The sequence below is a fragment of the Streptomyces sp. NPDC037410 genome (assembly GCF_055602235.1).
In genome coordinates, this window is record NZ_JBVJWR010000019.1 from 16,241 (window position 1) to 43,106 (window position 26,866).

25 protein-coding genes are annotated in these 26,866 nt (G+C 72.9%); 6 read left to right on the forward strand and 19 right to left on the reverse strand.

All coding sequences use genetic code 11. The annotated features are described in order from the left end of the window. Position 1: 1 nt before the first annotated feature. The 7 genes from ACZ7HT_RS27830 to ACZ7HT_RS27860 form a co-directional block, all read right to left on the reverse strand. Positions 2-751, reverse strand: coding sequence for a DUF3159 domain-containing protein (locus ACZ7HT_RS27830; protein WP_471170965.1), 750 nt, complete (start codon positions 749-751; stop codon positions 2-4). A 3-nt stretch (positions 752-754) separates the two neighbouring features. Next, the gene (locus ACZ7HT_RS27835) at positions 755-1,153 is read right to left on the reverse strand and encodes an OB-fold nucleic acid binding domain-containing protein (RefSeq protein WP_015036728.1); all 399 of its coding nucleotides are present in this window, start codon (positions 1,151-1,153) and stop codon (positions 755-757) included. Between the two features lie 69 nt (positions 1,154-1,222). Beyond that, positions 1,223-1,909, reverse strand: a complete 687-nt coding sequence (locus tag ACZ7HT_RS27840) for a response regulator (RefSeq protein WP_398440035.1) — start codon at positions 1,907-1,909, stop codon at positions 1,223-1,225. Positions 1,910-2,053: 144 nt separating this feature from the next. After that, positions 2,054-4,600, reverse strand: coding sequence for a DUF4118 domain-containing protein (locus tag ACZ7HT_RS27845; protein ID WP_471170967.1), 2,547 nt, complete (start codon positions 4,598-4,600; stop codon positions 2,054-2,056). Between the two features lie 301 nt (positions 4,601-4,901). Next, positions 4,902-5,660 carry a DUF3710 domain-containing protein gene (locus ACZ7HT_RS27850; protein ID WP_471170968.1) on the reverse strand — a complete coding sequence of 253 codons (759 nt, stop codon included), beginning with the start codon at positions 5,658-5,660 and terminating at the stop codon, positions 4,902-4,904. Between the two features lies 1 nt (position 5,661). Continuing rightward, positions 5,662-6,174: a dUTP diphosphatase gene (gene dut, locus ACZ7HT_RS27855; protein ID WP_116158406.1), complete on the reverse strand. Its 513-nt coding sequence runs from the start codon at positions 6,172-6,174 to the stop codon at positions 5,662-5,664. After that, the gene (locus ACZ7HT_RS27860; RefSeq protein ID WP_041131652.1) at positions 6,174-6,758 is read right to left on the reverse strand and encodes a PaaI family thioesterase; all 585 of its coding nucleotides are present in this window, start codon (positions 6,756-6,758) and stop codon (positions 6,174-6,176) included. Before ACZ7HT_RS27860 ends, dut begins: the two co-directional genes overlap by 1 nt. A gap of 58 nt (positions 6,759-6,816) precedes the next feature. Here ACZ7HT_RS27860 and ACZ7HT_RS27865 point away from each other — a divergent pair, with 58 nt between their 5' ends. After that, complete coding sequence (locus ACZ7HT_RS27865) at positions 6,817-7,308, forward strand: DUF3093 domain-containing protein (protein WP_471170971.1); 492 nt, start codon at positions 6,817-6,819, stop codon at positions 7,306-7,308. A gap of 19 nt (positions 7,309-7,327) precedes the next feature. On the opposite strand, the gene ACZ7HT_RS27870 is transcribed toward ACZ7HT_RS27865, so the two are convergent. The 4 genes from ACZ7HT_RS27870 to ACZ7HT_RS27885 all read right to left on the reverse strand — a co-directional run bounded on the left by ACZ7HT_RS27870 (position 7,328) and on the right by ACZ7HT_RS27885 (position 10,990). Next, positions 7,328-8,389 (reverse strand): hypothetical protein, encoded by a 1,062-nt coding sequence (locus ACZ7HT_RS27870; protein ID WP_471170972.1) that lies wholly within the window; start codon positions 8,387-8,389, stop codon positions 7,328-7,330. A gap of 12 nt (positions 8,390-8,401) precedes the next feature. After that, positions 8,402-8,698 carry a DUF4193 domain-containing protein gene (locus tag ACZ7HT_RS27875; RefSeq protein ID WP_003955561.1) on the reverse strand — a complete coding sequence of 99 codons (297 nt, stop codon included), beginning with the start codon at positions 8,696-8,698 and terminating at the stop codon, positions 8,402-8,404. Between the two features lie 395 nt (positions 8,699-9,093). Continuing rightward, the gene (locus ACZ7HT_RS27880) at positions 9,094-10,332 is read right to left on the reverse strand and encodes a sensor histidine kinase (RefSeq protein WP_471170973.1); all 1,239 of its coding nucleotides are present in this window, start codon (positions 10,330-10,332) and stop codon (positions 9,094-9,096) included. Between the two features lie 4 nt (positions 10,333-10,336). Beyond that, complete coding sequence (locus ACZ7HT_RS27885) at positions 10,337-10,990, reverse strand: response regulator transcription factor (RefSeq protein ID WP_030687123.1); 654 nt, start codon at positions 10,988-10,990, stop codon at positions 10,337-10,339. Positions 10,991-11,353: 363 nt separating this feature from the next. Between ACZ7HT_RS27885 and ACZ7HT_RS27890 the strand changes: the two genes are divergently transcribed. Continuing rightward, positions 11,354-11,527, forward strand: a complete 174-nt coding sequence (locus ACZ7HT_RS27890) for a hypothetical protein (RefSeq protein WP_181924475.1) — start codon at positions 11,354-11,356, stop codon at positions 11,525-11,527. A 131-nt stretch (positions 11,528-11,658) separates the two neighbouring features. On the opposite strand, the gene ACZ7HT_RS27895 is transcribed toward ACZ7HT_RS27890, so the two are convergent. Beyond that, entirely contained in the window at positions 11,659-12,459 is an 801-nt protein-coding gene (locus ACZ7HT_RS27895; protein ID WP_471170975.1) for an inositol monophosphatase family protein, read from the reverse strand. A gap of 9 nt (positions 12,460-12,468) precedes the next feature. After that, entirely contained in the window at positions 12,469-13,596 is a 1,128-nt protein-coding gene (locus ACZ7HT_RS27900; protein WP_471170977.1) for a ferrochelatase, read from the reverse strand. A 163-nt stretch (positions 13,597-13,759) separates the two neighbouring features. On the opposite strand from ACZ7HT_RS27900, the gene ACZ7HT_RS27905 reads away from it, so the two are divergent. Both ACZ7HT_RS27905 and ACZ7HT_RS27910 read left to right on the forward strand, forming a co-directional pair. Then, positions 13,760-15,025 (forward strand): MFS transporter, encoded by a 1,266-nt coding sequence (locus tag ACZ7HT_RS27905; RefSeq protein WP_471170979.1) that lies wholly within the window; start codon positions 13,760-13,762, stop codon positions 15,023-15,025. Next, a complete protein-coding gene (locus tag ACZ7HT_RS27910) occupies positions 14,964-16,304 on the forward strand; it encodes a D-arabinono-1,4-lactone oxidase (RefSeq protein WP_471170980.1) in 1,341 nt (446 codons plus the stop codon). Before ACZ7HT_RS27905 ends, ACZ7HT_RS27910 begins: the two co-directional genes overlap by 62 nt. Before the next feature lie 132 nt (positions 16,305-16,436). Here ACZ7HT_RS27910 and ACZ7HT_RS27915 read toward each other — a convergent pair whose 3' ends face one another. Beyond that, positions 16,437-17,321 carry a hypothetical protein gene (locus tag ACZ7HT_RS27915; RefSeq protein WP_471170982.1) on the reverse strand — a complete coding sequence of 295 codons (885 nt, stop codon included), beginning with the start codon at positions 17,319-17,321 and terminating at the stop codon, positions 16,437-16,439. A gap of 486 nt (positions 17,322-17,807) precedes the next feature. Between ACZ7HT_RS27915 and sepH the strand changes: the two genes are divergently transcribed. Then, positions 17,808-18,848 carry a septation protein SepH gene (gene sepH / locus ACZ7HT_RS27920; RefSeq protein WP_471170983.1) on the forward strand — a complete coding sequence of 347 codons (1,041 nt, stop codon included), beginning with the start codon at positions 17,808-17,810 and terminating at the stop codon, positions 18,846-18,848. A 379-nt stretch (positions 18,849-19,227) separates the two neighbouring features. On the opposite strand, the gene ACZ7HT_RS27925 is transcribed toward sepH, so the two are convergent. After that, positions 19,228-20,055, reverse strand: coding sequence for a sulfurtransferase (locus ACZ7HT_RS27925; RefSeq protein ID WP_471170984.1), 828 nt, complete (start codon positions 20,053-20,055; stop codon positions 19,228-19,230). A gap of 160 nt (positions 20,056-20,215) precedes the next feature. Between ACZ7HT_RS27925 and ACZ7HT_RS27930 the strand changes: the two genes are divergently transcribed. Continuing rightward, complete coding sequence (locus ACZ7HT_RS27930; RefSeq protein ID WP_471170986.1) at positions 20,216-20,989, forward strand: VOC family protein; 774 nt, start codon at positions 20,216-20,218, stop codon at positions 20,987-20,989. 53 nt (positions 20,990-21,042) lie between these two features. Here the strand turns inward: ACZ7HT_RS27930 and ACZ7HT_RS27935 are convergent, their stop codons facing one another. The 4 genes from ACZ7HT_RS27935 to ACZ7HT_RS27950 all read right to left on the reverse strand — a co-directional run bounded on the left by ACZ7HT_RS27935 (position 21,043) and on the right by ACZ7HT_RS27950 (position 26,844). Then, positions 21,043-22,398, reverse strand: coding sequence for a polysialyltransferase family glycosyltransferase (locus tag ACZ7HT_RS27935; RefSeq protein ID WP_471170988.1), 1,356 nt, complete (start codon positions 22,396-22,398; stop codon positions 21,043-21,045). Between the two features lie 3 nt (positions 22,399-22,401). Beyond that, the gene (locus ACZ7HT_RS27940) at positions 22,402-23,367 is read right to left on the reverse strand and encodes a glycosyltransferase family 2 protein (RefSeq protein WP_471170989.1); all 966 of its coding nucleotides are present in this window, start codon (positions 23,365-23,367) and stop codon (positions 22,402-22,404) included. A gap of 129 nt (positions 23,368-23,496) precedes the next feature. Further along, positions 23,497-26,088, reverse strand: a complete 2,592-nt coding sequence (locus tag ACZ7HT_RS27945; protein WP_471170991.1) for a YfhO family protein — start codon at positions 26,086-26,088, stop codon at positions 23,497-23,499. A gap of 153 nt (positions 26,089-26,241) precedes the next feature. Next, positions 26,242-26,844: an isochorismatase family protein gene (locus tag ACZ7HT_RS27950; RefSeq protein WP_471170992.1), complete on the reverse strand. Its 603-nt coding sequence runs from the start codon at positions 26,842-26,844 to the stop codon at positions 26,242-26,244. Positions 26,845-26,866 lie beyond the last annotated feature (22 nt).

Genomic DNA, 26,866 nt, shown 5'->3' on the forward strand with positions numbered 1-26,866 from the left:
CTCAGGCCTCCGGGTGGTGTTGTGCCGCCGCGGCCGCCTTGCGCTCCTTCTCGGCGCGCTCCTCGGCCTCCATCTCGGCGAAGACGTCGATCGGCGCCGGGGCCTTCGCGAGGAACACCCAGGTGAGGTAGACCGCGAGCAGGAACGGCGGGATCTTCAGGGCGACGAGGACCCAGCCGAACTTGGTGGTGTCGGCCCACCAGTACATCGGGAAGAGGATCGCGCACTTGCCGAGCAGGATCAGACCCCAGGCCCAGCTCGCCTTGGTGTACGCCTTCTTGCGGCCCGGGTTGCGGGTGCGCCAGGAGAGGTTCTCCTTGAAGACCGGGCCGAGGATCAGGCCGATCAGGGGCACTCCGGCGAGCGCGGTGATGAGGTACGCCAAGGCGAGGCCGAGCGTGTAGAGCATGCCCGGCAGGTAGAAGTCCTTGGCGTTGCCGGTCATCATCGCGAAGACCACGCCGAAGGCGACGCCGAAGACGCCGCTGAAGGCGTGCTTGACGGTGTCCCGACGGATCAGCCGGACGGCCACCAGGACCAGCGAGACCGCGAGCGCGGCGATCGCCGAGACGTGCAGGTCCTTGTTGATCGTGAAGATCGTGACGAACAGCAGGCCGGGCAGGACCGTCTCGATCATGCCCCGCAGACCGCCGAAGGCCTCGAAGAGCGCGGCCTCGGTCACGGCCTTGTCCGCCTGGGCGTCCTGGTCCGGGGTCGACCGGTCCGCGGTCGGCTTGTCGAGGGACGTCACCGGCTACTCCTGTCCGAGCGGTCGGAGCTCGTATTTGGGGTTGAAGAGGACCCGCCGGCCGTGGCTCATGGAGATCCGGCCGGAGGCGATCAGCTTGCGGCCCGGTTCGATGCCCACGATGGAGCGCCGGCCGAGCCACACGACGTCGAGCGGTGCCGTGCCGTCGAAGAGTTCGGCCTCCAGCGCGGGCACACCGGCCCGGGGACGCAGCGTGACCGTGCGCAAGGTACCAGTCACCTTGACTATCTGTCGGTCGGAGCAGTCGGAGATACGCGTGCACCCCGAGGCCTCGGCGTCCTCCTGGAGCTCCTCCGACTCCAGGTCCTCCGGTGAGGAGGAGAGCCGGTCGAGCATCCGGCGGAACCGTCCGGCCGGCTTCTCTGTACGCGGTGCAGCACTCATACAGAAAGCGTACCGGCCGCCACCCACACCGGTCGCGGCCCCGGACCACCCCTCCGCACGGCCCCCGTTTCAGCGTTCGAAGCGGTACCCCATGCCCGGTTCGGTGACGAAGTGGCGCGGGTGCGAGGGGTCGGTCTCCAGCTTGCGGCGGAGCTGCGCCATGTAGACCCGGAGGTAGTTGGTCTCCGTGCCGTACGAGGGTCCCCAGACCTCCTGGAGCAGCTGCTTCTGGCTGACCAGGCGGCCGCTGTTGCGGACGAGGACCTCCAGGAGGTGCCACTCGGTGGGGGTGAGCCGGACGTCGCGTCCGTCGCGGTGCACCTTCTTCGCCGCCAGGTCGACGGTGAAGCCCTCGGTCTCGACCACGACGACCCCGTCCTCGGCTCCGCCGACGGGCTCGGCGCGGCGCACGGCGGCGCGCAGCCGGGCGAGCAGCTCGTCCATGCCGAAGGGCTTGGTGACGTAGTCGTCGGCGCCCGCGTCGAGCGCCTCCACCTTCTCGTCGGAGGTCTGCCGGGCGGACAGGACCAGGATCGGCACCCTCGTCCAGCCGCGCAGGCCCTTGATGACCTCGACGCCGTCCATGTCGGGCAGTCCGAGGTCGAGGACGACGACGTCGGGATGGCGTTCGGCGGCGAGCCGGAGGGCGGTGGCGCCGTCGGGCGCGGCGTCGACCTCGTACTTCCGCGCCTTCAGGTTGATCACCAGGGCGCGGACGATCTGCGGCTCGTCGTCGACCACGAGGACCCGGGTCATGGAGGGGGCCTGCCTTCTTCGCTGTGTCGGTGGGTACGGAGGTGGTTACGGAGGTGGGTACGGCTGCGCTCAAGGGCGCCGGCGCGGGTACGGGCCCGGCGGTCAGGTCACCGCGGTCAGGTCACGGCGGTCACGTCACGGCGGTCACGTCACCGCGTGGGCCGGTAGGTCGGCGGGCGGGGCCTGGGAGCCGCCCGGCGCGGCGCGCAGGGTGAGGACCATGGTGAGGCCGCCGCCGGGGGTGTCCTCGGCGCCGAGCGTCCCGCCCATGGCCTCCACGAAGCCGCGGGCGACCGCGAGGCCCAGGCCGACGCCGGCGCCGCGCGGGGCGTCGCCGAAGCGCTGGAAGGGCTCGAAGATGCCCTCCTTGGCCTCGTCGGGGACGCCGGGGCCGCGGTCGGTGACCCGCAGCTCGACCCGCTCGCCCAGGGCGCTGGCGGCGACGGCGACGGGCACGCCCTCGGGGCTGTACTTCACGGCGTTCTCCACGATGTTGGCGACGGCCCGCTCCAGGAGGCCCTTGTCGACCTCGACCATGGGCAGGGTCTCGGGGATGTCGAGCTCGGCGCTGCCGTCCGGCACTCCCCCGAGGGCCATGGGGACGACCTCGTCGAGGTCGACCGGGCGGATCAGGGGGGTGACGGTGCCGGTCTGGAGGCGGGACATGTCCAGGAGGTTGCCCACGAGGTGGTCCAGGCGGTCGGCGCCGGCCTCGATGCCCTCCAGGAGCTCGGCCCGGTCCTGCTCGGACCACTCGACGTCGTCGGAGCGGAGCGAGGAGACGGAGGCCTTGATGCTCGCGAGCGGGGTCCGCAGGTCGTGGCTGACGGCGGCGAGCAGGGACGTGCGGATCTTGTTGCCCTCGGCCAGCTTCCGGGCCTCCTCCGCCTCGCCGACGAGCCGCTGCCGGTCGAGGACGACCGCGGCCTGGGCGGCGAAGGCGCCGAGCACCCGCCGGTCCTCGGCGGGCAGCACCCGGCCGCTCAGGGCGAGGGCCAGGTGGTCGCCGACGGGCATGTCCACGTCCGCGTCCTCCGGCCGGGCCGCCGGGTGGGGGCCGACGCTGGCCGCCCGGGTCCACGGCTCGACCTCGTCCGCGCGCTCCAGAAGGGCCACCGACTCCATCGAGAAGGTCTCGCGAACCCGTTCCAGGAGGGCGTCCAGGCTCGTCTCGCCGCGCAGCACGCTGCCGGCGAGGTAGGAGAGCACCTCGGACTCGGCGCGCAGCCGGGCGGCCTGGTGGGTGCGCCGGGCGGCCAGGTCGACCACGGAGGCCACCGCCATCGCGACGCCGAAGAAGACGGCGATGGCGACGATGTTCAGGGGGTCGGCGATGGTCAGCCGGTGCAGGGGCGGGGTGAAGAACCAGTTGAGGAGGAAGGAGCCGACGGCCGCCGAGGCGAGCGCCGGGAGGAAGCCGCCGAGGAGGGCCGCGCCGACCGTCAGGGCGAGGAAGAGCAGCATGTCGTTGGCGAGGCCGAGGTCGGCGTCGATGTGCGTGAGCAGCAGGGCCAGGCCGAGCGGGCCCGCGACGCCGACGAGCCAGCCGCCGAGGATCCGGGAGCGGCCGAGGCGGGCCCCGCGCGCGACCGGCAGGCCCCGGCCCTTGGCGACCTCGCCGTGGGTGACGATGTGGACGTCGAGGTCGGGTCCCGAGTCGCGGGCCACGGTCTGGCCGACGCCGGGGCCGAGCACGTACTGCCAGGTCCGGCGACGGCTGGAGCCGAGGACGATCTGGGTGGCGTTGACCCCGCGGGCGAATTCCAGGAGCGCGGAGGGGATGTCGTCGCCGATGACGTGGTGGAACGTTCCGCCGAGGTCCTCGACGAGGGTCCGCTGGACCGCCAGCTCCTTCGGGGAGGCGGCGGTGAGCCCGTCACTGCGGGCGATGTAGACGGCGAGGACCTCGCCGCCCGCGCCCTTCTCGGCGAGCCGGGTGGCGCGCCGTATGAGGGTGCGGCCCTCGGGGCCGCCGGTCAGGCCGACGACGATCCGCTCCCGGGCCTGCCAGGTCGAGCGGATGTCGTGCTCGCCCCGGTACTGCCGGAGGTACTCGTCGACCCGGTCGGCGGTCCAGAGCAGCGCCAGCTCGCGCAGGGCCGTGAGGTTCCCCGGGCGGAAGTAGTTCGACAGGGACGCGTCGATCCTGTCCGGTTTGTAGATGTTGCCGTGGGCCATGCGGCGGCGCAGCGCCTCCGGGGACATGTCGACCAGCTCGATCTGGTCCGCCCTGCGCACCACCTCGTCGGGGACGGTCTCCCGCTGGCGCACCCCGGTGATCGCCTCGACGACGTCGCCGAGGGACTCCAGGTGCTGGATGTTCACGGTCGACACGACGTCGATACCGGCGGCGAGGAGCTCGGCGACGTCCTGCCACCGCTTGGGGTTGCGGGAGCCCGGCACGTTCGTGTGGGCCAGCTCGTCGACCAGGGCGACGGCGGGACGGCGGGCGAGGACGGCGTCGACGTCCATCTCGGTGAAGGTCGCGCCCCGGTACTCCAGGGTGCGGCGCGGGACCTCCTCCAGGCCGTGCAGCATGACCTCGGTGCGCGGGCGGCCGTGGCACTCCACGAAGGCCACCACGCAGTCCGTGCCGCGCTCCACCCGGCGGTGGGCCTCGGAGAGCATGGCGTAGGTCTTGCCGACGCCCGGCGCCGCGCCGAGGTAGATCCGAAGCTTGCCGCGTCCCATGGCTCGACCATATCTCCAGCCAATCGGACATTCCGTACGCGGGGAGTGGCCGGGGGCGGTATTGACGTGATTCTGATGTGCCCCGCGGCCTGCTCCGCTGCCGGTGCGCGCCGCGCGTCCTGTGGACGACCACCCGCACTCTCCTTGCCGGAGCGCGGGCCTGTGGAAAACGGGCGGTGGGCCGCCGGAAGACGGGCCGGTGGGCCGCCGGAAAGGCCGGTGGGCCGCCGGAAAGGCCGGTGGGCCGCTTCCCGTATCTCTCGTACGGGAAGCGGCCCACCGGCCGTAGCGACTTGTTTTCTCAGCGGATCTCGGAGATCTCCGGACCGCGCTGGAGCTGGCCCATGCCGCCGGAGAAGCGGGAGTTCTCCTGCTCCTCCTGCTGCACGCCGTCCGGCACCATCTGCGCGTCGTTCGGCAGCTTGAGGACGATCGGGTCGCGCGGGGCCATCGGGCCGTCGCCGCGGACGACCACGGTGTCCCGGACGATCTGCTCCAGGAGGCCTGCGGCCTCGGGCTGGACCGCGCCCTGCCCGGAGATCACTCCGCGCAGGAACCAGCGGGGCCCGTCGACGCCCACGAAGCGGACCAGCTGCACGCCGCGGTTGCCGTCCGGCAGCTGCACCGGGACCTGCGCCCGCAGCTCCCAGCCGAGCGGGCCCTCGACCTCGTCGATGGCGCCGCCCTGCTGGACGATACCGGTGGCGATCTCGTCGCGGACCTCGCCCCAGATGCCCTCGTTCTTGGGCGCGGCGAAGGCCTGCAGCTGGACGGCGCTGTCACGCAGGACGACGGTGGCCGCGACGATCGCGTCGCCCGCCACCTCCACCCGCAGTTCCATGCCCTCGACTCCGGGCACGAAGATCCCGCCGAGGTCCACACGGCCCTCGTCGGGCTTGGCGACCTCGGAGATGTCCCAGGGCCCGTCGGGCCGGGGCGCCGGCGGAAGGTTCACGCGGCGCGGCTCGGCCGCGTCCTCGCCCTCCACCGCGTCGACGACCTGCTCGGCCTCGCTCGCCGCGTCCTCGGCGGCACCGCTCTTCTTGCGACGTCCGAACACGTCACTGTCCTTCCCGGTCGGATACGACCGAAGCGTATCGATTCCCACCCGTTGTGCCGTCCACGGCGGCATGACCGCCGGTGGACCCGAAGCCCCCCTCGGCCCGCGCCGACCCGGGAAGCTCCGCCACCTCATGGAAGCGGACCTTCTCGACCTGCTGGACGACAAGTTGGGCAATCCGATCGAATCGTTCGAACCGCACGTCCTCGCGCGGGTCGAGATTGACCACGATCACCTTGATCTCTCCACGGTACCCGGCATCCACGGTCCCCGGGGCATTCACGAGCGCCACTCCGCATCGGGCGGCGAGACCGGAGCGCGGGTGCACGAAGGCCGCGTACCCGTCCGGCAGGGCGATGGAGACCCCGGTGGGCAGCACGGCGCGCTCCCCGGGGGCGAGCACGACCGCCTCGGTGGTCACGAGGTCGGCCCCGGCGTCGCCGGGATGCCCGTAGGCCGGGATCGGCACCTCCGGGTCCACACGCCGGATCAGTACGTCGACGGGGTTGCGCATCAGGGGTTCACCTCGAAGGCGCGGGCGCGCCGGACCTGGTCGGGGTCGGACATGGCGGCCTGGATCTCCTCCGGGCGGCCGTTGTCGATGAAGTGGTCGACCTTGACCTCGATGAAGAGGGCGTCGGCGCGGACGGCGACGGGGCCCTCGGGCCCGCCGATCCGTCCGACCGCGGTCGAGTAGATCTTGCGGCCGTGCACGGCGGTGACGGCGGCCTCCAGGTGGAGGACGGTGCCGACCGGGACGGGCCGGGCGAAGTCGGTCTCCAGGCGTCCGGTCACGGCGATGACCCGCAGCAGCCAGTTCAGGGAGCCGAGGGTCTCGTCGAGTGCGGTGGCGAGCACGCCGCCGTGCGCGAGGCCGGGGGCGCCCTGGTGGTCGGGGGTCACCGTGAACTCGGCGGTGACGGTCACGCCCTCGCCCGCACGCGCTTCCAGGTGGAGGCCGTGGGGCTGCCCGCCGCCGCACCCGAAGCAGTACTCGTAGTGCGCACCGAGCAGCTCGCCGGGGGCCGGCGCGTCGGGGTGGCGTACCGGCGGTATGGCGTCGGCCGGCGGGGTGAGGGCGGCAGATGTTGCAGTCACAGCCGCAGACCTTACCCGCGAGGATGGGCGCAGGTCGCGCCGTGCCAAGCTTGGACGCATGCAGCCTTCCGCACCGTCCCCGGCCCCCTCCCCCGCTCCTTCCGCCGCGCCGCGCTTCGACGAGCGGCTGACGGCGCCGCGCTCGTGGTGGGTGATCGTCGGTCTGCTCGGTCTGTCCGGCGCCCTGATCATGTTCCCGCTGGGCGCGGTCCCGATGCTGGGCGGCCTGATCGCGGCGGCGGTGGTCGCGGGCGTGGCGGTCTCCTCGTACGGCTCCGCCCGGATCCGGGTGGTGGCCGGTTCGCTGGTGGCGGGCGAGGCGCGGATCCCGGTCGAGGCGCTCGGGGCGGCCGAGGCGCTCGACGCGGAGGAGGCGCGCGCCTGGCGCACGTACAAGGCGGACCCGCGCGCGTTCATGCTGATGCGCAGCTACGTGCCGCGGGCGGTACGGGTCGAGGTGACGGACCCGGCGGACCCGACGCCGTATGTGTACCTGTCCAGCCGCGAGCCGGAGGCGCTGGTCGCGGCCCTGGAGGCGGAGCGCGCCTGACCCGGCGCGCCCTACGGCGTCAGAAGCCCAGCTCCTTGGGGTTCTCGGGCTGCTCCAGCGGGGGCAGCTCCGGGAGCTCGTCCCAGGGGATCTGGCGGCCGCGCAGGTCCTTGCGGATGTGCGCGGCGAGTTTCCTGGTGTCGCGGCGGTTCATGACGGCGCCGACGGCGGCGCCCACCATGAAGGGCATGAGGTTCGGCAGGTTCCGCATCATGCGTTTCATGATCTGCTGGCGCAGTTCGCGCTTGAGCTGACCGCCGAGTGCGGCGTTGACCGTGGTGGGCCTGGTGGGGTCGATGCCCCGCTCCTCGGTCCAGGAGGTCAGATAGGCCATCGAGCGCTGGGTGAGCCGGCCGGGGGGCCGCAGCCCGTAGACCTCGTGCAGCTCGGCGATGAGTTTGATCTCCACGGCGGCGACGCCGGTGATCTCGGCCGCCAGCTCGGCCGGCATGGCCGGAGCCACGGGAAGCATGGCGGCGGCGCCGACGCCCGCGCCCACGGTCGAACTCGCGTTCGCCGCGCCGGCGACGAGTTTGTCGGCGAGCTCCTCGGGGCCGAGCCCGGGGAACTGTCTGCGCAGGGTCGCCAGGTCGCGGACGGGGATCCGCGGGGCGAGGTCGATCAGCCGGTCGGCCAGGTAGCCGAGGCCGGCCCTGGCGCCGTCTCCGCCGCGCTTCACGCCCTGCCGGACGCCCTGCCGGACGCCCTGCGTGACGCCGCGCCGGACGGCGTCGATCCGGTCCGAGTCGATCCTGATCCGGTCGAGCTGGGCCCGCGCGGGGTTGGCCAGCCGCCTGACGGCGCCGAAGCGTCCGCCCTGCCGCACGTCGACCGGCGCTTCGGCCGCTTCCTGCCGGACCGGCAGGCGCGCCGGATCCGTCTCGGCGATCTCGATGACCGCTTCGAGCGAGGCCGGGAGGCCTCGCTCGTCGTCACGTGCGCCGAGGGAGGGCAGCGAGGCGGCGAGCTCGGCTTCAGGTGCCTCCAGGGCGCCCTCTGCCGGGCCTGAGCCGCCCTTGTGCGTCTCCGGGCTCCTGGGGAGCCGCAGACGCCGCTTCCGGGACGGTGTGTCGCCTGCCACGGCCGAGCGGTCTCAGTCGCAGTCGCGGCAGATCGGCTGGCCGTTCTTCTCCCGGGCCAGCTGGCTGCGGTGGTGCACGAGGAAGCAGCTCATGCAGGTGAACTCGTCGGCCTGCTTGGGCAGGACCCGGACGGCCAGCTCCTCGTTCGAGAGGTCGGCGCCGGGAAGCTCCAGGCCTTCGGCGGCCTCGAACTCGTCGACGTCGACGGTCGAGGTCGACTTGTCGTTCCGGCGGGCCTTCAGTTCTTCAAGGCTGTCCGAGTCGACGTCGTCGTCGGTCTTGCGTGGGGTGTCGTAATCCGTTGCCATGTCGCTCTCCCCCTCTGGGTGGTTGCGGTGTCTCCAGCGCACGTAACGCGTGAGAGGTCGGACTTGTGCCCGACCTGAGGCGGAGATTTTGCCTCACATCAAGGTCTGTTACTCAATCGACACCCGTCGGGCACTCTCGCGAGTGATCGGCTTCGGGTGGCGAACCGGACCGTACACGGTCCTCCGGGCGGTCCTCACGGGCGCCACCCCGTGTACTTCCCGTCATTCCGGGGCCCGGAAACCCGGACTTTTCCTGGTTTTCCGAGGGATTTCTCGGTCACGGAGCGTGGAGGGCCGGACACCCTGTCCTGTGATCGATCACACATGAGCGTCTCAGAATCGGGGCCCCGGAATTCCGCGCAAAGCGAACGGAACCGGTCGGCTCATGCAGTGTGTCAGATCGGCAGAGTGACACGCATCACGAGTCCACCGCCCTCGCGCGGCTCCGCGATGATACGGCCGCCGTGGGCGCGGGCCACGGACCGCGCGATCGACAGGCCGAGACCGACCCCCTTGTCGCTGCCCGTCCGCTCCTGCCGGAGCCTTCTGAACGGCTCGAAGAGGTTGTCGATCTCGTACGCGGGGACCACCGGTCCCGTGTTCGAGACGACCAGGACCGCCTGGTTGTCCTTCACCTCGGTGGTGACCTCCACCCAGCCTCCCTCCGGCACGTTGTACCGCACGGCGTTCTGGAGCAGGTTCAGGACGATCCGTTCCAGGAGGACGCCGTTGCCCTGGACGACGGCGGGCTCGCGCTCGCCGCGGATCTCCACGCCCTTGGCCTCGGCCTCGGCGTGCACCTGGTCGACACCCCGCTCGGCGACCTCGGCCAGGTCGACGGGTTTGCGCTCGACGATCTGGTTGTCGCTCCGGGCGAGCAGCAGCAGGCCCTCGACGAGCTGTTCGCTGCGCTCGTTGGTGGCGAGCAGGGTCTTGCCGAGCTGATGGAGCTCCACCGGCGCCCCGGGGTCCGAGAGGTGGACCTCCAGGAGGGTGCGGTTGATCGCGAGCGGGGTCCGCAGCTCGTGCGAGGCGTTCGCGACGAACCGCTGCTGGGCCGTGAAGGCCCGCTCCAGGCGGTCCAGCATCTCGTCGAAGGTGTCGGCGAGCTCCTTGAGCTCGTCGTCGGGGCCGTCCAGCTCGATCCGCCGGGACAGGTCCGAACTGGCCACCTGGCGGGCGGTCCGGGTGATCCGGCCGAGCGGCGAGAGCACCCTTCCCGCCATGGCGTAGCCGAAGGCGAAGGCGATGATGCTCAGGCCGAGCAGGGCGAAGAGGGACCGCCGCAGGAGGTCTTCCAGGGCGATGTCGCTCTGGTGCCGCAGGCACAGCGTGACGGCGTCGTTGAGCTGGTCGCCGGTCGGCGACTCGGGCAGCCGGCACCAGGAGGTGGTGGGCTGGACCGTGCCGTTGACGACCTTGAAGGGCAGCTGCGAGGTGCTGTCACTGAGGGCCTGGGCGGTGAAGAGGTAGATGATCGACAGCAGCAGGATGCCGGCGATCAGGAACATCCCGCCGTACAGCAGCGTGAGCCGTATCCGGATGGTCGGGCGCAGCAGCGGCCGGACGGGGTCGCGGGGGTCCCAGGTGGGTTTCGGGGGCGCCTGGGGGTGGGGCGCGGGGGTCGTGGCCATCGGGTCAGATCCGGTACCCGGAGCCGGGGACGGTGACGATGACCGGCGGCTCGCCGAGCTTGCGCCGCAGGGTCATGACGGTGACGCGCACGACGTTGGTGAACGGGTCGGTGTTCTCGTCCCAGGCCTTCTCCAGGAGCTGCTCGGCCGAGACGACGGCGCCCTCGCTGCGCATGAGGACCTCCAGGACGGCGAACTCCTTCGGCGCGAGCTGGACCTCGCGGCCCTCGCGGAAGACCTCGCGGCGGTTGGGGTCGAGCTTGATGCCGGCGCGCTCCAGGACGGGCGGGAGCGGGACGGTGGTGCGGCGGCCGAGGGCGCGCACGCGCGCGGTGAGCTCGGTGAAGGCGAAGGGCTTGGGGAGGTAGTCGTCCGCCCCGAGCTCCAGGCCCTCGACGCGGTCGCTGACGTCGCCGGAGGCGGTGAGCATCAGGACGCGGGTGGGCATGCCGAGCTCGACGATCTTGCGGCAGACGTCGTCGCCGTGGACGAGCGGGAGGTCGCGGTCGAGGACGACGACGTCGTAGTCGTTGACCCCGACGCGCTCCAGGGCCGCGGCGCCGTCGTACACGACGTCGACGGCCATGGCCTCCCGGCGCAGTCCGGTGGCCACCGCATCGGCGAGCAGCTGCTCGTCCTCGACGACGAGTACGCGCACGTCGTATTTCCTTCCCGTTGAGCCGCTGTCCGGGGTGGGGACCGGCTGAGATCTGAGCACTGACTGTGCGTGTCCATCCTGCCCCGTACGCGCGTAAACCGGCTGTAAGACGGGGGTGCGGGGCCTTCGTCGGGAGGGGGCGCGCGGCGGGGCGCGTGCGCCGGAACGAAGAATTCACCGGATTCTCGGGCCAGTTGAGGTTTCTCTGAGGAACGGGCTGGGGAGGACGACTGCACACCCCGTGATCACGCCCTGTATGTGGCGCGCCACCTACCGCTCTCTGTCCCCCAGAGTTCGCAGTGCGTGATCCACCCACCCTCGGCACACCCCCGTGCCACCGGACCCACGAGGAGGGGGCGCACGATGGACGCTTTCACCGCAGGACTGCTGCACCGCATCAGGACCACGCAGACGGACCTCACGCGGGCCCGTGAGACGGGCGACGACTACCTGGCGGAGGTGGAGCAGGCGGAGCTTGACGACCTGCACCGGCTGGCCGCCGAGCACGGCGTGGAGGTGGCCGCGCCGGGCGTCTGACCCGTTTCACCCGGACCCTGTCCGACCTCGAGCACGTACGCGTGGGCCCCGGCGCCGTCCCGGCACCGGGGCCCTCGTGCGTCCGTACGGCAGACGCTGGGGCCTGTCGGACCCTGATCCGCCGGACAGGCCTAGTCGTGCCAGGCCCCCAGCTCCTCCAGGAGCTCCTGGAGGGGCGCGAAGAGGCCCGGGGAGGCCGCGAGGGTCAGCTCGCCGGACTCCGGCTCCCCGGGGCGGCCGCCGGTGAGGCCGCCCGCCTCGCGGGCGATGAGCGCGCCCGCCGCGAGGTCCCAGGGGTTGAGGCCGCGCTCGTAGTACGCGTCGAGGCGGCCGGCCGCGACGTCGCAGAGGTCGATGGCGGCCGAGCCGCCGCGGCGGATGTCGCGGACGAGCGGGATGACCCGCTGGGCCACGTCGGCCTGGTGGGCGCGGCGGGCCTGGACGTACCCGAAGCCGGTGCCGAGGAGGGCCTGGTCGAGCGCGGGCGAGGGGCGGACGGCCAGGCGCCGCTCCCCCGCGTAGGCTCCGCCGCCGAGGACGGCCCGGTAGGTCTCGCCGCGCATCGGGGCCTCGACGACGCCGACGACGGTCTCGCCGTCCCGCTCGGCGGCGATCGAGACCGCCCAGGTGGGCAGGCCGTACAGGTAGTTCACGGTGCCGTCGAGCGGGTCGATCACCCAGCGGATCCCGCTCGTCCCGGGGCTCGACGCGCCCTCCTCGCCGAGGAAGCCGTCCTGCGGGCGGTGCTCGGAGAGGAAGCCGGTGATCAGCTTCTCGGCGGCGATGTCCATCTCGGTGACGACGTCGATGGGGCTCGACTTGGTCATCGCCACGGCCAGGTCGTCCGGCCGGCCGTCGCGCAGCAGCGCTCCGGCCCGCCGTGCGGCCTCCAGGGCGAGGTCGTGCAGTTCGGTGAGCAGAGGGTCGGTCACGCTGACTCCTTACGCGTAGGGGCTGTCGGCACCGGCCGCCGCGGGCCGCTCGGCCCTGGCCGGGCAGCAGCCGATCGGGCACAGGTCGTGGGAGGGCCCCAGCGCGCCCAGGGCGCACCGCTCGGCCCTGCTCCCCCGCTCGTGCGCCGCCCGTTCCAGGACGAGCTCGCGGACGGCGGCGGCGAAGCGCGGGTCGGCGCCGACGGTGGCCGAGCGCCGGACGGGCAGGCCGAGCTCCGCGGCCTTGGCGGTGGCCTCCGTGTCGAGGTCGTAGAGGACCTCCATGTGGTCGGAGACGAAGCCGATCGGGACCATGACGGCGGCGGGCACGCCGGCGCCGTGGAGCTCCTCCAGGTGGTCGCAGATGTCGGGCTCCAGCCACGGGATGTGGGGGGCGCCGCTGCGGGACTGGTAGACGAGCTTCCAGGGGTGGTCGATCCCGGTCTCCTCGCGGACGGCGTCGACGATGACCCGCGCCACGTCGAGGTGCTGGCGGACGTAGGCGCCGCCCTCGCCGTGCTCGGTGACCGGTCCTGAGCTGTCGGCGGCGGAGTCGGGGATGGAGTGGGTGGTGAAGGCGAGGTGGGCGCCGTCCCGCACGGCCGGGTCGAGCTCGGCGAGCGAGGCCAGGACGCCCTCGATCATGGGCTCGACGAAGCCGGGGTGGTTGAAGTAGTGCCGGAGCTTGTCGACCCGGGGCAGCGGGAGTCCTTCCGCCTCCAGGGTGGCGAGCGCGTCGGCGAGGTTCTCGCGGTACTGGCGGCAGCCGGAGTAGGAGGCGTACGCGCTGGTGGCGAGGACGGCGATGTGGCGCCGCCCGTCGGTGATCATCTCGCGGAGGGTGTCGGTGAGGTACGGCGCCCAGTTCCGGTTTCCCCAGTAGACCGGCAGGTCGAGCGCGGCCTGCTCGAAGTCCGTCCGCAGCGCGTCGAGCAGCGCGCGGTTCTGGCCGTTGATCGGGGAGACGCCGCCGAAGAGGAAGTAGTGCTGCCCCACTTCCTTGAGCCGTTCCTTCGGGATGCCGCGGCCGCGTGTCACGTTCTCCAGGAACGGGACCACGTCGTCCGGGCCCTCGGGGCCGCCGAAGGAGAGCAGCAGCAGGGCGTCGTACGGGGCGGGATCGTGCTTCTCGGACATGGCACCGATCCTGCCACCCGCCCGTGACGGCGACGGGCGCGGCCCGACCGAGGGTGTTCTTCCGAAGTTCTTCCGAAGTGCCTTCCGGAAAACAGGGATGACCGATCGACTTCAACACCGTAGGCTTTAGCTATTAATTACACGTGTTGACCAAGGACCTCTCTTGCCCAGTCCCTACCGCGCGATCTTCACGGCGCCCGGAACCGCCTCGTTCTCCGTCGCGGGGTTCCTCGGCCGCATGCCGCTGTCCATGATGGGCATCGGGATCGTGACCATGATTTCGCAGGTCACCGGCCGGTACGGCCTCGCCGGCGCGCTCAGCGCGACCCTCGCGATGTCCGCCGCGGTCCTCGGCCCCCTGGTCTCGCGCCTCGTCGACCGGCACGGACAGCGCAAGGTGCTCCGCCCGGTCACACTGGTCTCGCTCGCCGCGGCCGCCGGGCTGCTCCTGTGCGTGCAGCAGAAGGCCCCGGACTGGACCCTGTTCGTCTTCACCGGTGTGATCGGCTGCGTGCCGAGCCTCGGCGCGATGACCAGGGCCCGCTGGGCGGAGATCTACCGCGGCGAGGAGCGGCGCCTGCACACGGCGTACTCCTGGGAGTCGATCGTCGACGAGGTGTGCTTCATCTTCGGGCCGATCCTCTCGATCGGCCTGTCGACCGCCTGGTTCCCCGAGGCCGGACCCCTGTTCGCCGGGGCGTTCCTGGCCGCCGGCGTCTTCTGGCTGACCTCGCAGCGGGCCACGGAGCCGGTCCCCCACCCCAAGGAGGGCGCCGCCCGGGGCACCTCCGCGCTCCGCTCCCGCGGCCTCCAGGTGCTCACGCTCGCCTTCGTCGCCACCGGCGCGATCTTCGGCTCGGTGGACGTGGTGACCGTGGCCTTCGCCGAGGAGCGGGGCCAGAAGGCCGCCGCCAGCCTCGTCCTGGCCGTCTACGCGCTGGGCTCGGGACTGGCCGGCGCCGTCTTCGGACTGCTCCACCTCAAGGGCGAGGCGTCCCGCAGGTGGCTCCTGGGAATCTGCGCGATGGCCGTGAGTATGATCCCCCTCCTACTGGCCGGGAACCTGCCGTTGCTGGCCGTGGCGCTCTTTGTCGCGGGCCTGTCCATCGCACCGACGATGGTGACCACGATGGCCCTCGTCGAAGCGCACGTACCGCGCACCAAGCTGACCGAGGGCATGACCTGGACGAGTACCGGCCTCGCGATCGGCGTGGCGCTCGGCTCCTCGGCCGCCGGCTGGGTGGTCGACGCGTCGGGGGCGAAGGCGGGGTACGTGGTGCCCGTCGTCTCGGGCGCGCTCGCGGTCGCGGTGGGTGTCCTCGGACACCGCCGGCTGCGCACGCCGGCGCCGAACCGGGAGGGGCAGCGTGAGCGGGACGACAGCAGCGGGGTCGGGGAGCGCGAGGACGACGGGCAGCCCGTGGCGTAACTGGGCGGGGAACGTCGCCTCCCGCCCGGTGCGCGAGGTGAGCCCGGCCTCGGCCGAGGAGCTCGCCGAGGCGGTGCGCCGCGCGGCCGCGGACGGGCTGCGGGTGAAGACGGTCGGCACCGGTCACTCGTTCACCTCGATCGCGGCCACCGACGGCGTGCTGATCCGGCCGGGCCTGCTGACCGGGATCCGGCGGATCGACCGTGCGGCGATGACCGTGACGGTCGAGTCGGGCACGCCCCTGAAGCGGCTCAACGTGGCGCTGGCCAGGGAGGGCCTGTCGCTCACGAACATGGGCGACATCATGGAGCAGACCGTCGCCGGCGCCACCTCCACGGGCACCCACGGCACGGGCCGCGAGTCGGCCTCCATAGCCGCGCAGATCCGCGAGCTGGAGCTGGTGACGGCCTCGGGCGAGCTGCTCACCTGCTCGGAGAAGGAGAATCCGGAGGTGTTCGCGGCCGCCAGGATCGGCCTCGGCGCCCTCGGCGTCATCACGGCGATCACCTTCGCGGTGGAGCCGGTCTTCCTCCTCACCGCGCGCGAGGAGCCGATGACCTTCGACCGGGTCACCTCGGAGTTCGACGCGCTGCACGCGGAGAACGAGCACTTCGAGTTCTACTGGTTCCCCCACACGGACAACTGCAACACCAAGCGCAACAACCGCAGCGCCGGTCCCGCGGCTCCCCCCGGACGGATCAGCGGCTGGATCGAGGACGAGCTCCTCTCCAACGGGATCTTCCAGGTCGCCTGCTCGTTGGGCCGCGCGGTGCCGCCGGTCATCCCGTCGATCGCCAAGATCTCCAGCCGGGCCCTGTCGGCCCGTACGTACACCGACATCCCGTACAAGGTCTTCACCTCGCCGCGCCGGGTCCGCTTCCTGGAGATGGAGTACGCGCTTCCGCGGGAGGCGGCGGTCGCCGCGCTGCGCGAGCTCAAGGCGATGATCGAGCGCTCGCCGCTCAAGGTGAGCTTCCCGGTGGAGGTGCGCACGGCCCCGGCGGACGACATCGCGCTGTCCACGGCCTCGGGGCGGGAGACCGCGTACGTCGCCGTCCACCTCTACAAGGGCACGCCCCACCAGGCGTACTTCACCGCGGTGGAGCGCATCATGACGGCGCACGGGGGCCGCCCGCACTGGGGCAAGGTCCACACCCGCGACGCCGCCTACCTCTCCGAGGCCTACCCGCGCTTCGCCGAGTTCACGGCGCTGCGCGACCGGCTCGACCCGGACCGGCTCTTCGCCAACGACTACCTGCGCCGGGTCCTGGGCGACTGACGGTCACTCGGGCGACTGCGATCCGCTGGGACTGCTCCCGTCCAGCACGCGCCTGACGGCCACTCGGACAGTCGGCCGAGCTCGCGTCGCCTGACGGTCAATCGGACAGTCGGCCGGGCTCGCGCCTGACGGTCACTCGGCTCCCGTGCCCGTGCCTGTGCCGGCGTCGGCTCCGGCCGTCGCCGGGGCCGAGGGCGTCTCGGGCTGTCCCGTGCCGGTGGTCGGCGCCTGGGTCGGCGCCGTCGGTTCCGTCGTCGGGCCGGTCGGCGTCGGCGGGGGTGTCGTCCCCTCGCCGGCGGAACCGGACGGGGTGGGCTCGGCCGACGGCGTCCCGGTCTCCCGGCCGCCCGGGGTCGGCGTGGATCCCGTCGTCGGGGTGCCGGCGCCGCCCGACCGCTGCCCCGTGCCGTCAACGGAGCCGGACGGTGCGGGCGTGGGCCCCCGGTCCTGCTCGGGCGCGTCCTGGTCCGCGCTCCCGCCGCGATGGACGACGGAGCCGAAGGTGGTGGTCCCCTGCTTGCCGCTGAAGTCCTCGCCGGAGACCAGCTCGTACGCGGTGATGCCGCCCATCGTGACGCCGAAGACCAGGGCGGCGGCGATCGCCGGGCGCTTCCAGCCGCGGACGCGGGTCCCGTGGGTGGTCGCCTCGCCGAACTCCTCGTCCGACGGCACCGGGGCCGGGAGCGTGCCCAGCAGGAGGGTGCGGTCGTCCTGCGGACCGGCCGGGACCGGGACCTGACGCGCCTTCGGCTTGGCCGCCGTGGTCACGTCGCGGACCTGCTCGCCGGTGCGCTTGAAGAGCTGCTGGAAGAGCGGTCCGCCGCAGGTCGCGATGACACTGATCACACCGGCACCCAGGATCGTGCCGTACACACCGAGGGTCGACGCGAGTTTGGCGGCGACGACCGCGGCCAGGGCACTGCCCGAGACCTGAGCCACGCTCAGGTCGATCCTCCTGCCGCCGTCCTTCTTCCCCTCCCCCGGCTCGTCCCCGTCGGTTTCCGGCCTGTGACGCATCTCCGACCCCTGATGGTTCATCCGTTCGCCTTGCACCCAGAAGGGACAAACAGGCGAAGCGAATAGTTCCGTTTCTGCTGTTTCTGTGAAGAGCGACACGTATGGGGGAAGATCGCGGACACTCAACTCCCGTACCGCCCGAGAAGTTGAGCGGCGCGCCGGTCCACCCAGGTGGCCCGAATGGAGTACATTGACGAACCCTGGGTCCGGACGCCCTCACGGGTGCCCTGGACCAAGGGGAGGGGGCCGGACACGGCGCTCGAACCGGCGGCGCCTAGGCACCGCACGGAAACCGACTGCACAGAGTGACCGCCAGTCACTCCGAGTAGCAAACTGGTAACCGTGCCATAACGGCGCTCCAGGGTCCATGCCCGACACGCCGGGCAACTCGGCAAGGTAGTGGCAGGCTGCACCCGGGCAGGCCACACTCGACTAGCGGAAGCAGCGACGCACGTGACGTCGGCAGGCACCACCCGGGAGGTCCCCATGCCCGAACTGCGTGTCGTGGCCGTCTCCAACGACGGCACACGACTGGTGCTGAAGGCTGCTGACAGCACGGAGTACACGCTTCCGATCGACGAGCGGCTGCGCGCCGCCGTGCGCAACGACCGCGCGCGCCTCGGCCAGATCGAGATCGAGGTCGAGAGCCACCTCCGCCCCCGTGACATCCAGGCGCGCATAAGGGCCGGTGCCTCCGCGGAGGAGGTCGCCCAGCTCGCCGGCATCCCCGTCGACCGCGTGCGCCGCTTCGAGGGCCCCGTGCTCGCGGAGCGCGCCTTCATGGCGGAGCGGGCCCGCAAGACCCCGGTCCGCAGGCCCGGCGAGAACAGCGGCCCGCAGCTCGGCGAGGCGGTGCAGGAGCGACTGCTGCTGCGCGGGGCCGAGAAGGACACCGTGCAGTGGGACTCCTGGCGACGGGACGACGGCACCTGGGAGGTGCTGCTCGTCTACCGCGTCGCGGGCGAGGTCCACACGGCCAGCTGGACGTACGACCCGCCGCGGCGGCTCGTCCAGGCCGTGGACGACGAGGCCCGCGCCCTGATCGGCGAGACGGACGACACGATCGCCGCCGCGCCGGAGCCGAGCTTTCCGTTCGTGCCGCGCATCGCCCGGCTGCCCCGGGACAGGCCGCTCGACCGTGCCCTGGACCGCCAGATCGACCGTTCCGACCGGCAGCTGGAGCGGGCGCCCTCGCCCGTCGAGCCGGAGGAGGAGCGGGACTCCCTGACGAGCCTCCTGGAGGCCGTGCCGAGCTTCCGCGGCGACATGGTCGTGCCCGAGCAGCCGGACACCGAGCCCTCGGAGGCGGCGGAGGCGGAGGAGCCCCCGGCCCCGGCCGCCTCGGCGGGCGCGGGCTCGGCCTACGCCGACGTCCTGATGCCGCGCGCGGTCTCGGGCCACCGCGACCGTCTGCACGGCGCCACGGACCGCCAGGCCGAAGCGGACGGCGTCCGCCCCGGCCGCCGCGCGGCCGTACCGAGCTGGGACGAGATCGTCTTCGGAACCCGCAGGAAGAAGCAGGACTGACCGGGGTACGCGCACGCGTGGAGGGGCCCGGCGGGACCGACTGCTCCGCGCGTACCCGCAGCGATGCGCCAGGCCCGATCGCGGCACGCGCACGCGTAGGGGCGTGGCAGGGACTGACCGCTTCACGCGCGGGCGTACGTGCGCAGGACTGACCGCTTCACGCGCGCGCGTACGTGTGCGGGGCTGAACCGCTTCACGTGCGCGTATGCGTGCAGGACTGCCCCCTTCACCCGCGCGCGTACGTGTGCAGGACTGACCGCTTCACGCGCACGCGTACGCGTACGCGTGTATGGGTGTACGAGGAAGGGGCCCGCGCCGGGTGACGGTGCGGGCCCTTCTCGTACCGCGCTACCGGAGGCCGTCCGCGGCGGTCACACGGTTACCGCGGGTCCGGGCCCGTGGCGACCGGGCGGGTCGGGTCCGAGGACCATTCCGACCAGGAGCCGGCGTAGAGGCCCGCGGGGATGCCCGCGATCTCCAGGGCCAGCACCTCGTGGGCGCCCGAGACGCCCGAGCCGCAGTAGACGGCGACCGGGGTCCCCTCGGCCGCGCCGAGCGCGGTGAAACGGTCCCGCAGGACGCCGGCGGCCAGGAAGAGGCCCTCGGCGTCGACGTTCTCCGTCGTCGGGGCCGAGACCGCGCCCGGGATGTGCCCGCCGACCCGGTCGATCGGCTCCACGTCACCCCGGTAGCGCTCGGCCGCCCGCGCGTCCAGGAGCAGCCCCGCGTCCGGGAACGCGGCGGCCCCGTCGGCGTCGAGCAGCCCCAGGGCGCCCGGCTCCGGCCGGAAGTCGCCCGGCTCCGGCGCGGGGACCTTCTCCGTGAGCTCCCCCCTCCAGGCCGCGAGGCCCCCGTCCAGGACCCGCACGTCGGGGTGGCCCGCCCAGCGGAGCAGCCACCAGGCGCGGGCCGCGCCCCAGCCGAGGCCCCCGTCGTAGACGACGACCGGCCGGTCCGCCGAGACGCCCGCCCGGCGCATCACGGCCCCGAAGGCCTCGGGGTCGGGCAGCGGGTGGCGGCCGCCGCTTCCGGGCGGGCCCGCGAGTTCCGCGTCCAGGTCGACGTAGACCGCGCCGGGGAGGTGACCGGCCTCGTAGGCGGGCAGCCCTGGCGGGCCGCCGAGCGTCCAGCGGACGTCCAGGAGGACCGGCGGCCGGGCCCCGGCCGACTCGCTCTGCAGTTCGCTTGCGGAGATGATGGGCTTCATGGGAGCCATCCTCGCGCAGCCGCACGGCCGCGGGGGACGGACCCGGCGACCTCCGACGGGATCACGCCACGATCGGTGCGGCCGGGGCGCGCCGCCGCGGCGTCGGTGTCACCATCGGACGGGAGCACGGCCACGACGACGGTCCGAGGAGAGTGCGACGATGACCGAGGCGACTCCGCGCCCTCCCGGCACACCCTGCTGGGTGAGCCTGATGGTGCACGGGATTGACGCCACGCAGGAGTTCTACCGCGCGCTCTTCGGGTGGGAGTTCGTCCCCGGTCCGCAGCAGCTCGGCCCGTACGTGCGCGCGCTGCTCGACGGCAAGGAGGTGGCGGGCATCGGCCAGCTGCCGCCCGACCGGCACCTGCGCATCGCCTGGACCCCCTACCTGGCCACCGAGGACGCCGACGAGATCGCCGAGACCATCCGCTGCTGCGGCGGCACCGTCGCCGTCGGCCCGCTGGACGCGGGCGAGGCGGGCCGTCTCGCCATCTGCTCCGACCCGACCGGCGCGGTCTTCGGCGTCTGGCAGGCGGAGGCGCACCACGGCACGGCGGCGGCGGGACCGCCCGGGACGCCCGTGTGGAACGAGCTCCTCACGTACGAGACGTCCGGGACCGGCAAGTTCTACCGGATGGTCTTCGGCTACGAGGTGGAGCCGGTCGTCTCCGCCGAACACGACTACGCGACGCTCCACGTGGCCGGAGCACCCGTGGCCTCGCTGCACGGCGTCGGCAACGCGCTCCCCCGGGACCGGGGCCCGCACTGGATGACGTACTTCGAGGTCGCCGACACGGACGAGGCCGCGCGGCTCGTCCAGGACCTCGGCGGCCACGTGTTGCGTGCGCCGCGCGAGGGCAAGGCGGGACGGCTCGCCGTGGTGGCGGACCCGGAAGGCGCGGTCTTCACGCTGGTCAGGTCGGCCGCGCACTGAGCACCACCCGCACCGGCTCAGCCCCCGTAGCGGTGCGGCGCCGTGCCCCCCGCTCAGCCGCGCCTGCTCCTCACCAGGCTGCGGCGCAGCCGCGACGTGCCGGTCCGAACCGGGGCGGGTCCTCCGCCCGGGAGGCCGAGCTCGGTCAGCCGTTCCGCGGTGAAGTGGTGCGCGGTGCCGGGGTCCGCGTGGTGCTGCGCCAGGAAGGCGGCGGCCTCCGGGCGGAGCCCCGGGTGCGCCTTGTGCCGCATGCAGTAGCCGACGGCCCTGACCAGGGGCGTGAGCGAGGCCGGGGCCGCTCCCGGGACGGCGGGCTCCTCGCCGCCCTCCAGGTCCGCGACGAGGTGGTCGACGACGGTGAGCGGGATGCGGTTGCTGTTCTCGAACGGGGTGAGCCGTTCGAGGACCTCGGCCGTGCCCACGCGCGCGATGGGGACGTCGTAGTAGACGGCGGCGGTGAGCATCGCCGTGGAGAAGCAGCCGACGACGAGCTCGGGCCGGCAGTGCGCGTAGAAGGTCTCGGCGAGCAGCGGACCGGCGAGGACCGTGAGGCGTACGCCGCTCCGCTCGGCCTCCTCGTCCAGGGCCTGGGAGTAGCGGGCGGGGGCGGTCGGGTGCGGCTTGAAGACCACCGAGCGGTGTCCGGCCGCGGCGGCGCCCCGGAGCATCCGTACGTGCAGTTCCTCTTCCTCCTCGGCGGTGAGCAGGGAGAGGGCGGCGAGGTACTGGCCGAGGAGCAGGGCCGTCGGCGCGGCGGCGGCCGCCCGCGCGATGTCCGGGTCGTCGGCCGCGTCCTCGGCGATCTCGGCGAGGACGGCGCGGAAGGCGGCGTCGGGGACGAGCTCGGGCTCGATCCCGTACTCGCTGAGGAGGAGCGGGCGCAGGCCCGGCACCAGGTCGAGGTGGAGCACCCGGCGGACGCGGCAGGCGATCGACTGCGCGAGGTCGGAGCGGGTCGGGCCGTAGCTCATCAGGCCGTCGGCGTAGACGTGCACGGTGCTCTCGGGGAAGCAGCCGGCGAGCGCCTTGGCCGGGTTGACCTGGATGGATTCGACGATCAGCTCGACCGGTCCGGTGCCGAGGTCCCAGGCGGTGCGCAGGACGCGCTGCCAGAGCGGGGCCTCCTCGGGGCGGGGGGCCCAGGCGGCGGGGTGGTACGGGCGGATCGTGTCGTTCCAGTCGAGGGTGCCGTCGAAGCGGGCGGCGATCCGCTCGTACCCGGTCATGGTCTCCAGGCGCAGCGCGGTCTCCGGGATCTCGGCGTTGTGCGAGATCAGCAGGAGCCGGCGGGCGGAGTCGCGGGGGCCGAACTGTCCGGCGTCGAGCGCGGCGGCGAGGGTGGCGGCGCCGTACAGGGTGGACACCTGGAAGATCTGGACCGGCAGGTCGTGGGTGGCTTCGGGGGCCATGGGTCAGGCGGTCCTTCCGGTGTCGCGCAGGCTCCGGAGGAGGGTGCTGCGCGGGGTGTCCATGGTGGCGAGGGTTTCGTCGAGGACCTCCTGCGGCATGCGGTGCAGCGCGTCGCGGACGTCGGCGCGCAGCCGCGCGGCGACGGCCGGTTCGTAGGCGTCGGCCTTCCCCATGTGGAAGGCGATCATCGCGCAGTAGGTGCGGACCGCCTTCGGGAGGAAACGGTCGGCCTCGGCGTCCCGGGAGACGTCGTCGAGCAGGAGGTCGTACGAGGGGATGAAGTCCAGCTGCCGGTTGTCGGTGATCTGGGTGAGCGAGGTGGTGACGCCCCGCCGGTAGAAGACGCCGTGCAGGGAGAGCGCCGCGAACGTGCGCGCCTTGAGGTGGAGACGCCAGATCCAGAGGCGGTCCTCGGCCGTTCTGAGAGAGGTCTCGAAACGGGATTCCCCGTTCTCGAAAAGACGCCCGCTGTAAATGCCGAAAGGCACGAAGGGATAGTCGACCATCGTCACCATGCTGGCCGGCGAGATTCCGTCCCTGGGGTCCATCACGGCGTCGCGCCGCTTGGCCGGGGCATAGCGGATCTGCCGCTTCCGGCCCTCCGACAGGACGTGGTCGGTCCGGGCGAAATCGCAGTCCAGGCGGGAGATTCCGGCCACGGCGGCGCTCAGGTGGCCGGGCGCGTACCAGTCGTCGCCGTCGAGGAACGTGAGGTAGTCGCCGCGCGCCGCGTCGATTCCGGTGTTCCGGGCCTGGGCGACGCCCTTGTTCGTCTCGTGCCGGATGACCGTGGCGTTCGGCAGGCGGCCCTGCCAGCGGTCGAGGATCTCCGGGGTGTCGTCCGTCGAGCAGTCGTCGATCAGCAGGAACTCGAATTCCGGATCCGCGTTGTTCGCGAGACTGCGCAAGGTGTCGGGCGCGTAGGGACCGACATTGTGGAACGGTACGACGACGGACAGTTTCGGCACTCGGGATCCCCACACTGAATCGAACAATTTAACGCCGTTACGGCGGGCACAGTAACGGCCGACTTCTCCGGGTGAACGATCCGTGCGTGCACTCCGGGTGAACTCTTGTCGTCCCCGGCGGAAACCCCGTCACCGCCGGGCCCGTCGGCGATGCAGCAGTCCCGTGACGGCGAGCGCCAGGAGCGCCGCCGCGCCGACCGCGCCGCCGAGCTTCATCCCCGGCGGCCGGAAGGAGCAGCTGACCGAGCTCGCCCGTCCGTCGAGGGGGACGGCGACGAGGCCCTCGTACGCGCGCGCGGGGCGGGCGTCCGCGTCACCGGCGGCGCAGCGCCAGCCATGGATGCGCGGCGCGGCGAGGACCGCGATGCCCTTGCTGCCGGGCGGCAGTTCGGCGGTGACGGCGTGTCCGCCGGCACGCACGCGCGTGGCGCCGGTGGTGGTGAGCTGCCGTACGGCGGAGTCGAGCCGGGCGTCGACGAGGCAGCCGACCGGTTCCCGGGGCAGCCGCACCTTGCCCTTGGGCGCCAGGTCGATCCGTACCGCGCCGGAGTCGGGCACGGTGCCGAGGGCCTGCATGGGGGCGCGGACGGAGGGCGGCTTGCCGTCGAAGGCCACGGGCCGCTCCCCCGCCAGGGCGGCCTCGCCCTGGTACTCGGGCGCCCAGAACCAGACCTGGGAGCCCGCGGGGCAGCGGGCGGTGAGGGTGCGTCCGGTACGGCGCGGAGCGGGGAGCTCGTACACGTCGGCGCCGAGCAGGCGTTCCTGCCGGGCGAAGGCCGAGTCCCCGGGGTGCGTGGCCGGCCGCCCCGACGGGCGGACGGTGACAAGGGGCGGGACGGGGGTGGTGGTGGTGGTGACGGTGGCGCGGGGCAGGGCGTCCTGCCGTACCGGCTCCGTGGGCTTCGAGCGCAGCCGGGTGCCGATGGAGAAGAGGGCGTCCGCGACGGGGTTGTCCAGGCTGACGGGGTGCCGGCCCTTGGCGTAGTAGCCGAAGCCGAGGGAGGCCAGGGTCCGGGAGGTCACGTCGGCGGTGAGGCTGCTGTAGTAGTCGGCGCCCTGGCCTCCGACGAGCAGCACGTCGTTGCCGCCGGGGACCTCGCCGGGGTCCGTGCGGTAGCGGGGCCAGGCGTCCGCGCGGGCGACCTCGTCGGCGGCGGCCGCCTGCCAGGGGCCGATCCGGGGCGACCAGGAGACCTTGCCCCGCTGCTGCTCCTCGATCCGCATGCCGGTGACGGCCACCTCGCCGGCCTGCGCGGCGACGAGCAGCACCACGGCCAGGACGGGGAGTACGCGCGCGCGTGGAGCCCGATCCGGCCGGCGCGCGGTGCCGAGGCGGGCGCCGTCCGAGCCAGGCAGCACGCGCGCGTGGCCCCGGCGGGCGCCGGCCAGGGCGAGGAGGACGGCGGCACCCGCCAGGAGCGCGGCGGCGCCGGATGCGGGGAAGGTCCACCGGTCGATGTCGACGCTCCCCCGGGCCGCCCACGCCAGGACCCCGAGCAGCGCCACGCCCGCGAGGAGCGCGGCCGGCCGGGGCACGCCCCCGGCGGCGGAGAACCAGGCGGCGATGAGCAGCAGGCCGCACAGGACGAAGGTCTGACGGTACGGAATGCCGTTGGGCGAGGCGCCCGCGTGCCACAGCAGATGGGTGGGCTCCCACTGGAGGGAGAGCGTCACCAGGACGATCGCGGCCGTCAGGACGGCCCGGACGCGCGGGGCGACGGCCCGGTTGAAGGGCAGCGTGAGGGCGAGTACGAGGGCGGGCGTGCCGATGAAGAGGGCGGGGCTGGCGACGCTCGCGGTGGCGGGCAGGAACCGGGCGAGGACGTCCGTCCAGGGTGCCGGCGCGAAGACGGTCTCGGGGGTGGGGTCGGCGACCTTCGTGGCGAGGAAGACGACCACGACGAGCGGTGCGGCGAGCCCGATGCCGATGAGGACGCTCCGCGCGGCGCGCAGCGCCCCGGCGAGGCGCTGCCGGGCGCCGGCGGTCTCCTCGGCGGTGAGCAGGCGGACGAGGAGGAAGACGGCCGCGCCCAGGGTCGCCATGTACGCGGTGTAGAAGTTGGAGATCCAGGCCAGGGCGACGACGAGCGGGCCGAGGACGGGGCGGCGCGCGGTGCGGGCCCATTCGCCGACCAGGCAGAGCAGGGGGAAGGCGACGAGCCCGTCGAGCCACATCGGGACGGTGGCGCCGTAGTTGAGGGTCCAGCCGGAGAGGGCGTACGCGGTGCCGAGCACGGCGGCGACCGGCCACGGGCCGGGCCGCAGCCGCACGAGGAGCAGCGCCATCGCGGCCGCCGCGGCGCTGATCTTGGCGACGGTGACGACGTACAAGGCGAGTTCGACGCGGTCCGCCGGGAAGAGCACGACGAGCAGGTCGAAGGGGCTGCTCAGGTACGTGCCGATGTCGCCGAGGAAGTTGGAGCCGAAGCCGGAGTTCCAGTTGAGGAAGGCGTCGCCGTGCGTCTCGCCGAGCAGGAAGGCCCGCCAGTAGGCGTGGTACGGCAGGTACTGCTGGCCGAGGTCGACGATGTTCCGGGTCACCGGGCCGAAGGGGTACGTGCGGGAGAGCCGGGTGGCGAGGCAGAGCAGCACGGCGGTGAACAGGGCGGCGGCGGCCGGGGCCCGGAGGGCGGACCGCCGCCGCGTGTCGCCGCCGGGCTCGTCACGTACGGTCCCGTGCTCGGAGTCCTCGACGTACACGGCCTCGGCGGCGGGTGGCACACATCCTCCAGGGGGCACACGGCACGGGCGGACCCGGAGGGGTCGTCACGGGCCGTCCGCCATTACCGCCGAGGCGGGCGACCCGCAACCGATCAGCAGGCGCTCTTCAGGCACACCCCGGGTGAACTCCGGGTGCCGGCGGCGCCGATGGCGTCAGCCGACGAGCTCGTCGACCGTGCGGGCGACCGTGCCGAAGAGGTCCCGGACCGTCGTCAGGCTCGCGGCCTGGAGGGCCTCCGCGGTCAGGACGGTGCCGTCCGGCGCCTCCAGGGGGCGGGTGGCGGTGGCCTCGGCGACCACGGTGGGGCGGTAGCCGAGGTTGAAGGCGCCCTGGGCGGTGAAGAGGACGCACATGTGCGTCATGAAGCCGGCGATGACCAGGTCGCCGCTCACGCCGAGCTCCTTGAGGGTCTCCTCCAGGTCCGTGGCGTGGAAGGCATTGGGGAACTGCTTGACGACGACCTTCTCGCCCCCGACCGGGGCCACTTCGTCGCTGACGGAGCCTATCTCCGCGCGGATGTCGTACGGGGTGCCCTCACCGCCGTCGTTGACGACGTGGACGACCGGGGCGCGGGCGGCGCGGGCGGCGGCGAGCAGCCGGGCACCGGCGGCGACGGCCTCCTCGGCCCCGGGGAGCCGCATGACACCGGTGCGGTAGGTGTTCTGGAAGTCGATCATGATCAGGGCCGAGTCGGCGAGGAGCGGCAGCTCCTGCGGCAGGCCGATCACCTCGCGCAGGGTGGTGGACGCGGTCATGGCGGTTCCTCTCGGTCGGACA

Excerpts from the sequence above, each read along its gene's own strand:
- ACZ7HT_RS27845 (WP_471170967.1), bottom strand. The coding sequence starts at position 4,600 with ATGGGACGCGGCAAGCTTCGGATCTACCTCGGCGCGGCGCCGGGCGTC.
- ACZ7HT_RS27840 (WP_398440035.1), bottom strand. The coding sequence starts at position 1,909 with ATGACCCGGGTCCTCGTGGTCGACGACGAGCCGCAGATCGTCCGCGCC.
- ACZ7HT_RS27835 (WP_015036728.1), bottom strand. The coding sequence starts at position 1,153 with ATGAGTGCTGCACCGCGTACAGAGAAGCCGGCCGGACGGTTCCGCCGG.
- dut (WP_116158406.1), bottom strand. The coding sequence starts at position 6,174 with ATGCGCAACCCCGTCGACGTACTGATCCGGCGTGTGGACCCGGAGGTG.
- sepH (WP_471170983.1), top strand. The coding sequence starts at position 17,808 with ATGCCCGAACTGCGTGTCGTGGCCGTCTCCAACGACGGCACACGACTG.
- ACZ7HT_RS27950 (WP_471170992.1), bottom strand. The coding sequence starts at position 26,844 with ATGACCGCGTCCACCACCCTGCGCGAGGTGATCGGCCTGCCGCAGGAG.
- ACZ7HT_RS27880 (WP_471170973.1), bottom strand. The coding sequence starts at position 10,332 with ATGGCCACGACCCCCGCGCCCCACCCCCAGGCGCCCCCGAAACCCACC.
- ACZ7HT_RS27890 (WP_181924475.1), top strand. The coding sequence starts at position 11,354 with ATGGACGCTTTCACCGCAGGACTGCTGCACCGCATCAGGACCACGCAG.
- ACZ7HT_RS27900 (WP_471170977.1), bottom strand. The coding sequence starts at position 13,596 with ATGTCCGAGAAGCACGATCCCGCCCCGTACGACGCCCTGCTGCTGCTC.
- ACZ7HT_RS27915 (WP_471170982.1), bottom strand. The coding sequence starts at position 17,321 with ATGCGTCACAGGCCGGAAACCGACGGGGACGAGCCGGGGGAGGGGAAG.
- ACZ7HT_RS27930 (WP_471170986.1), top strand. The coding sequence starts at position 20,216 with ATGACCGAGGCGACTCCGCGCCCTCCCGGCACACCCTGCTGGGTGAGC.
- ACZ7HT_RS27935 (WP_471170988.1), bottom strand. The coding sequence starts at position 22,398 with ATGGCCCCCGAAGCCACCCACGACCTGCCGGTCCAGATCTTCCAGGTG.
- ACZ7HT_RS27875 (WP_003955561.1), bottom strand. The coding sequence starts at position 8,698 with ATGGCAACGGATTACGACACCCCACGCAAGACCGACGACGACGTCGAC.
- ACZ7HT_RS27865 (WP_471170971.1), top strand. The coding sequence starts at position 6,817 with ATGCAGCCTTCCGCACCGTCCCCGGCCCCCTCCCCCGCTCCTTCCGCC.
- ACZ7HT_RS27925 (WP_471170984.1), bottom strand. The coding sequence starts at position 20,055 with ATGAAGCCCATCATCTCCGCAAGCGAACTGCAGAGCGAGTCGGCCGGG.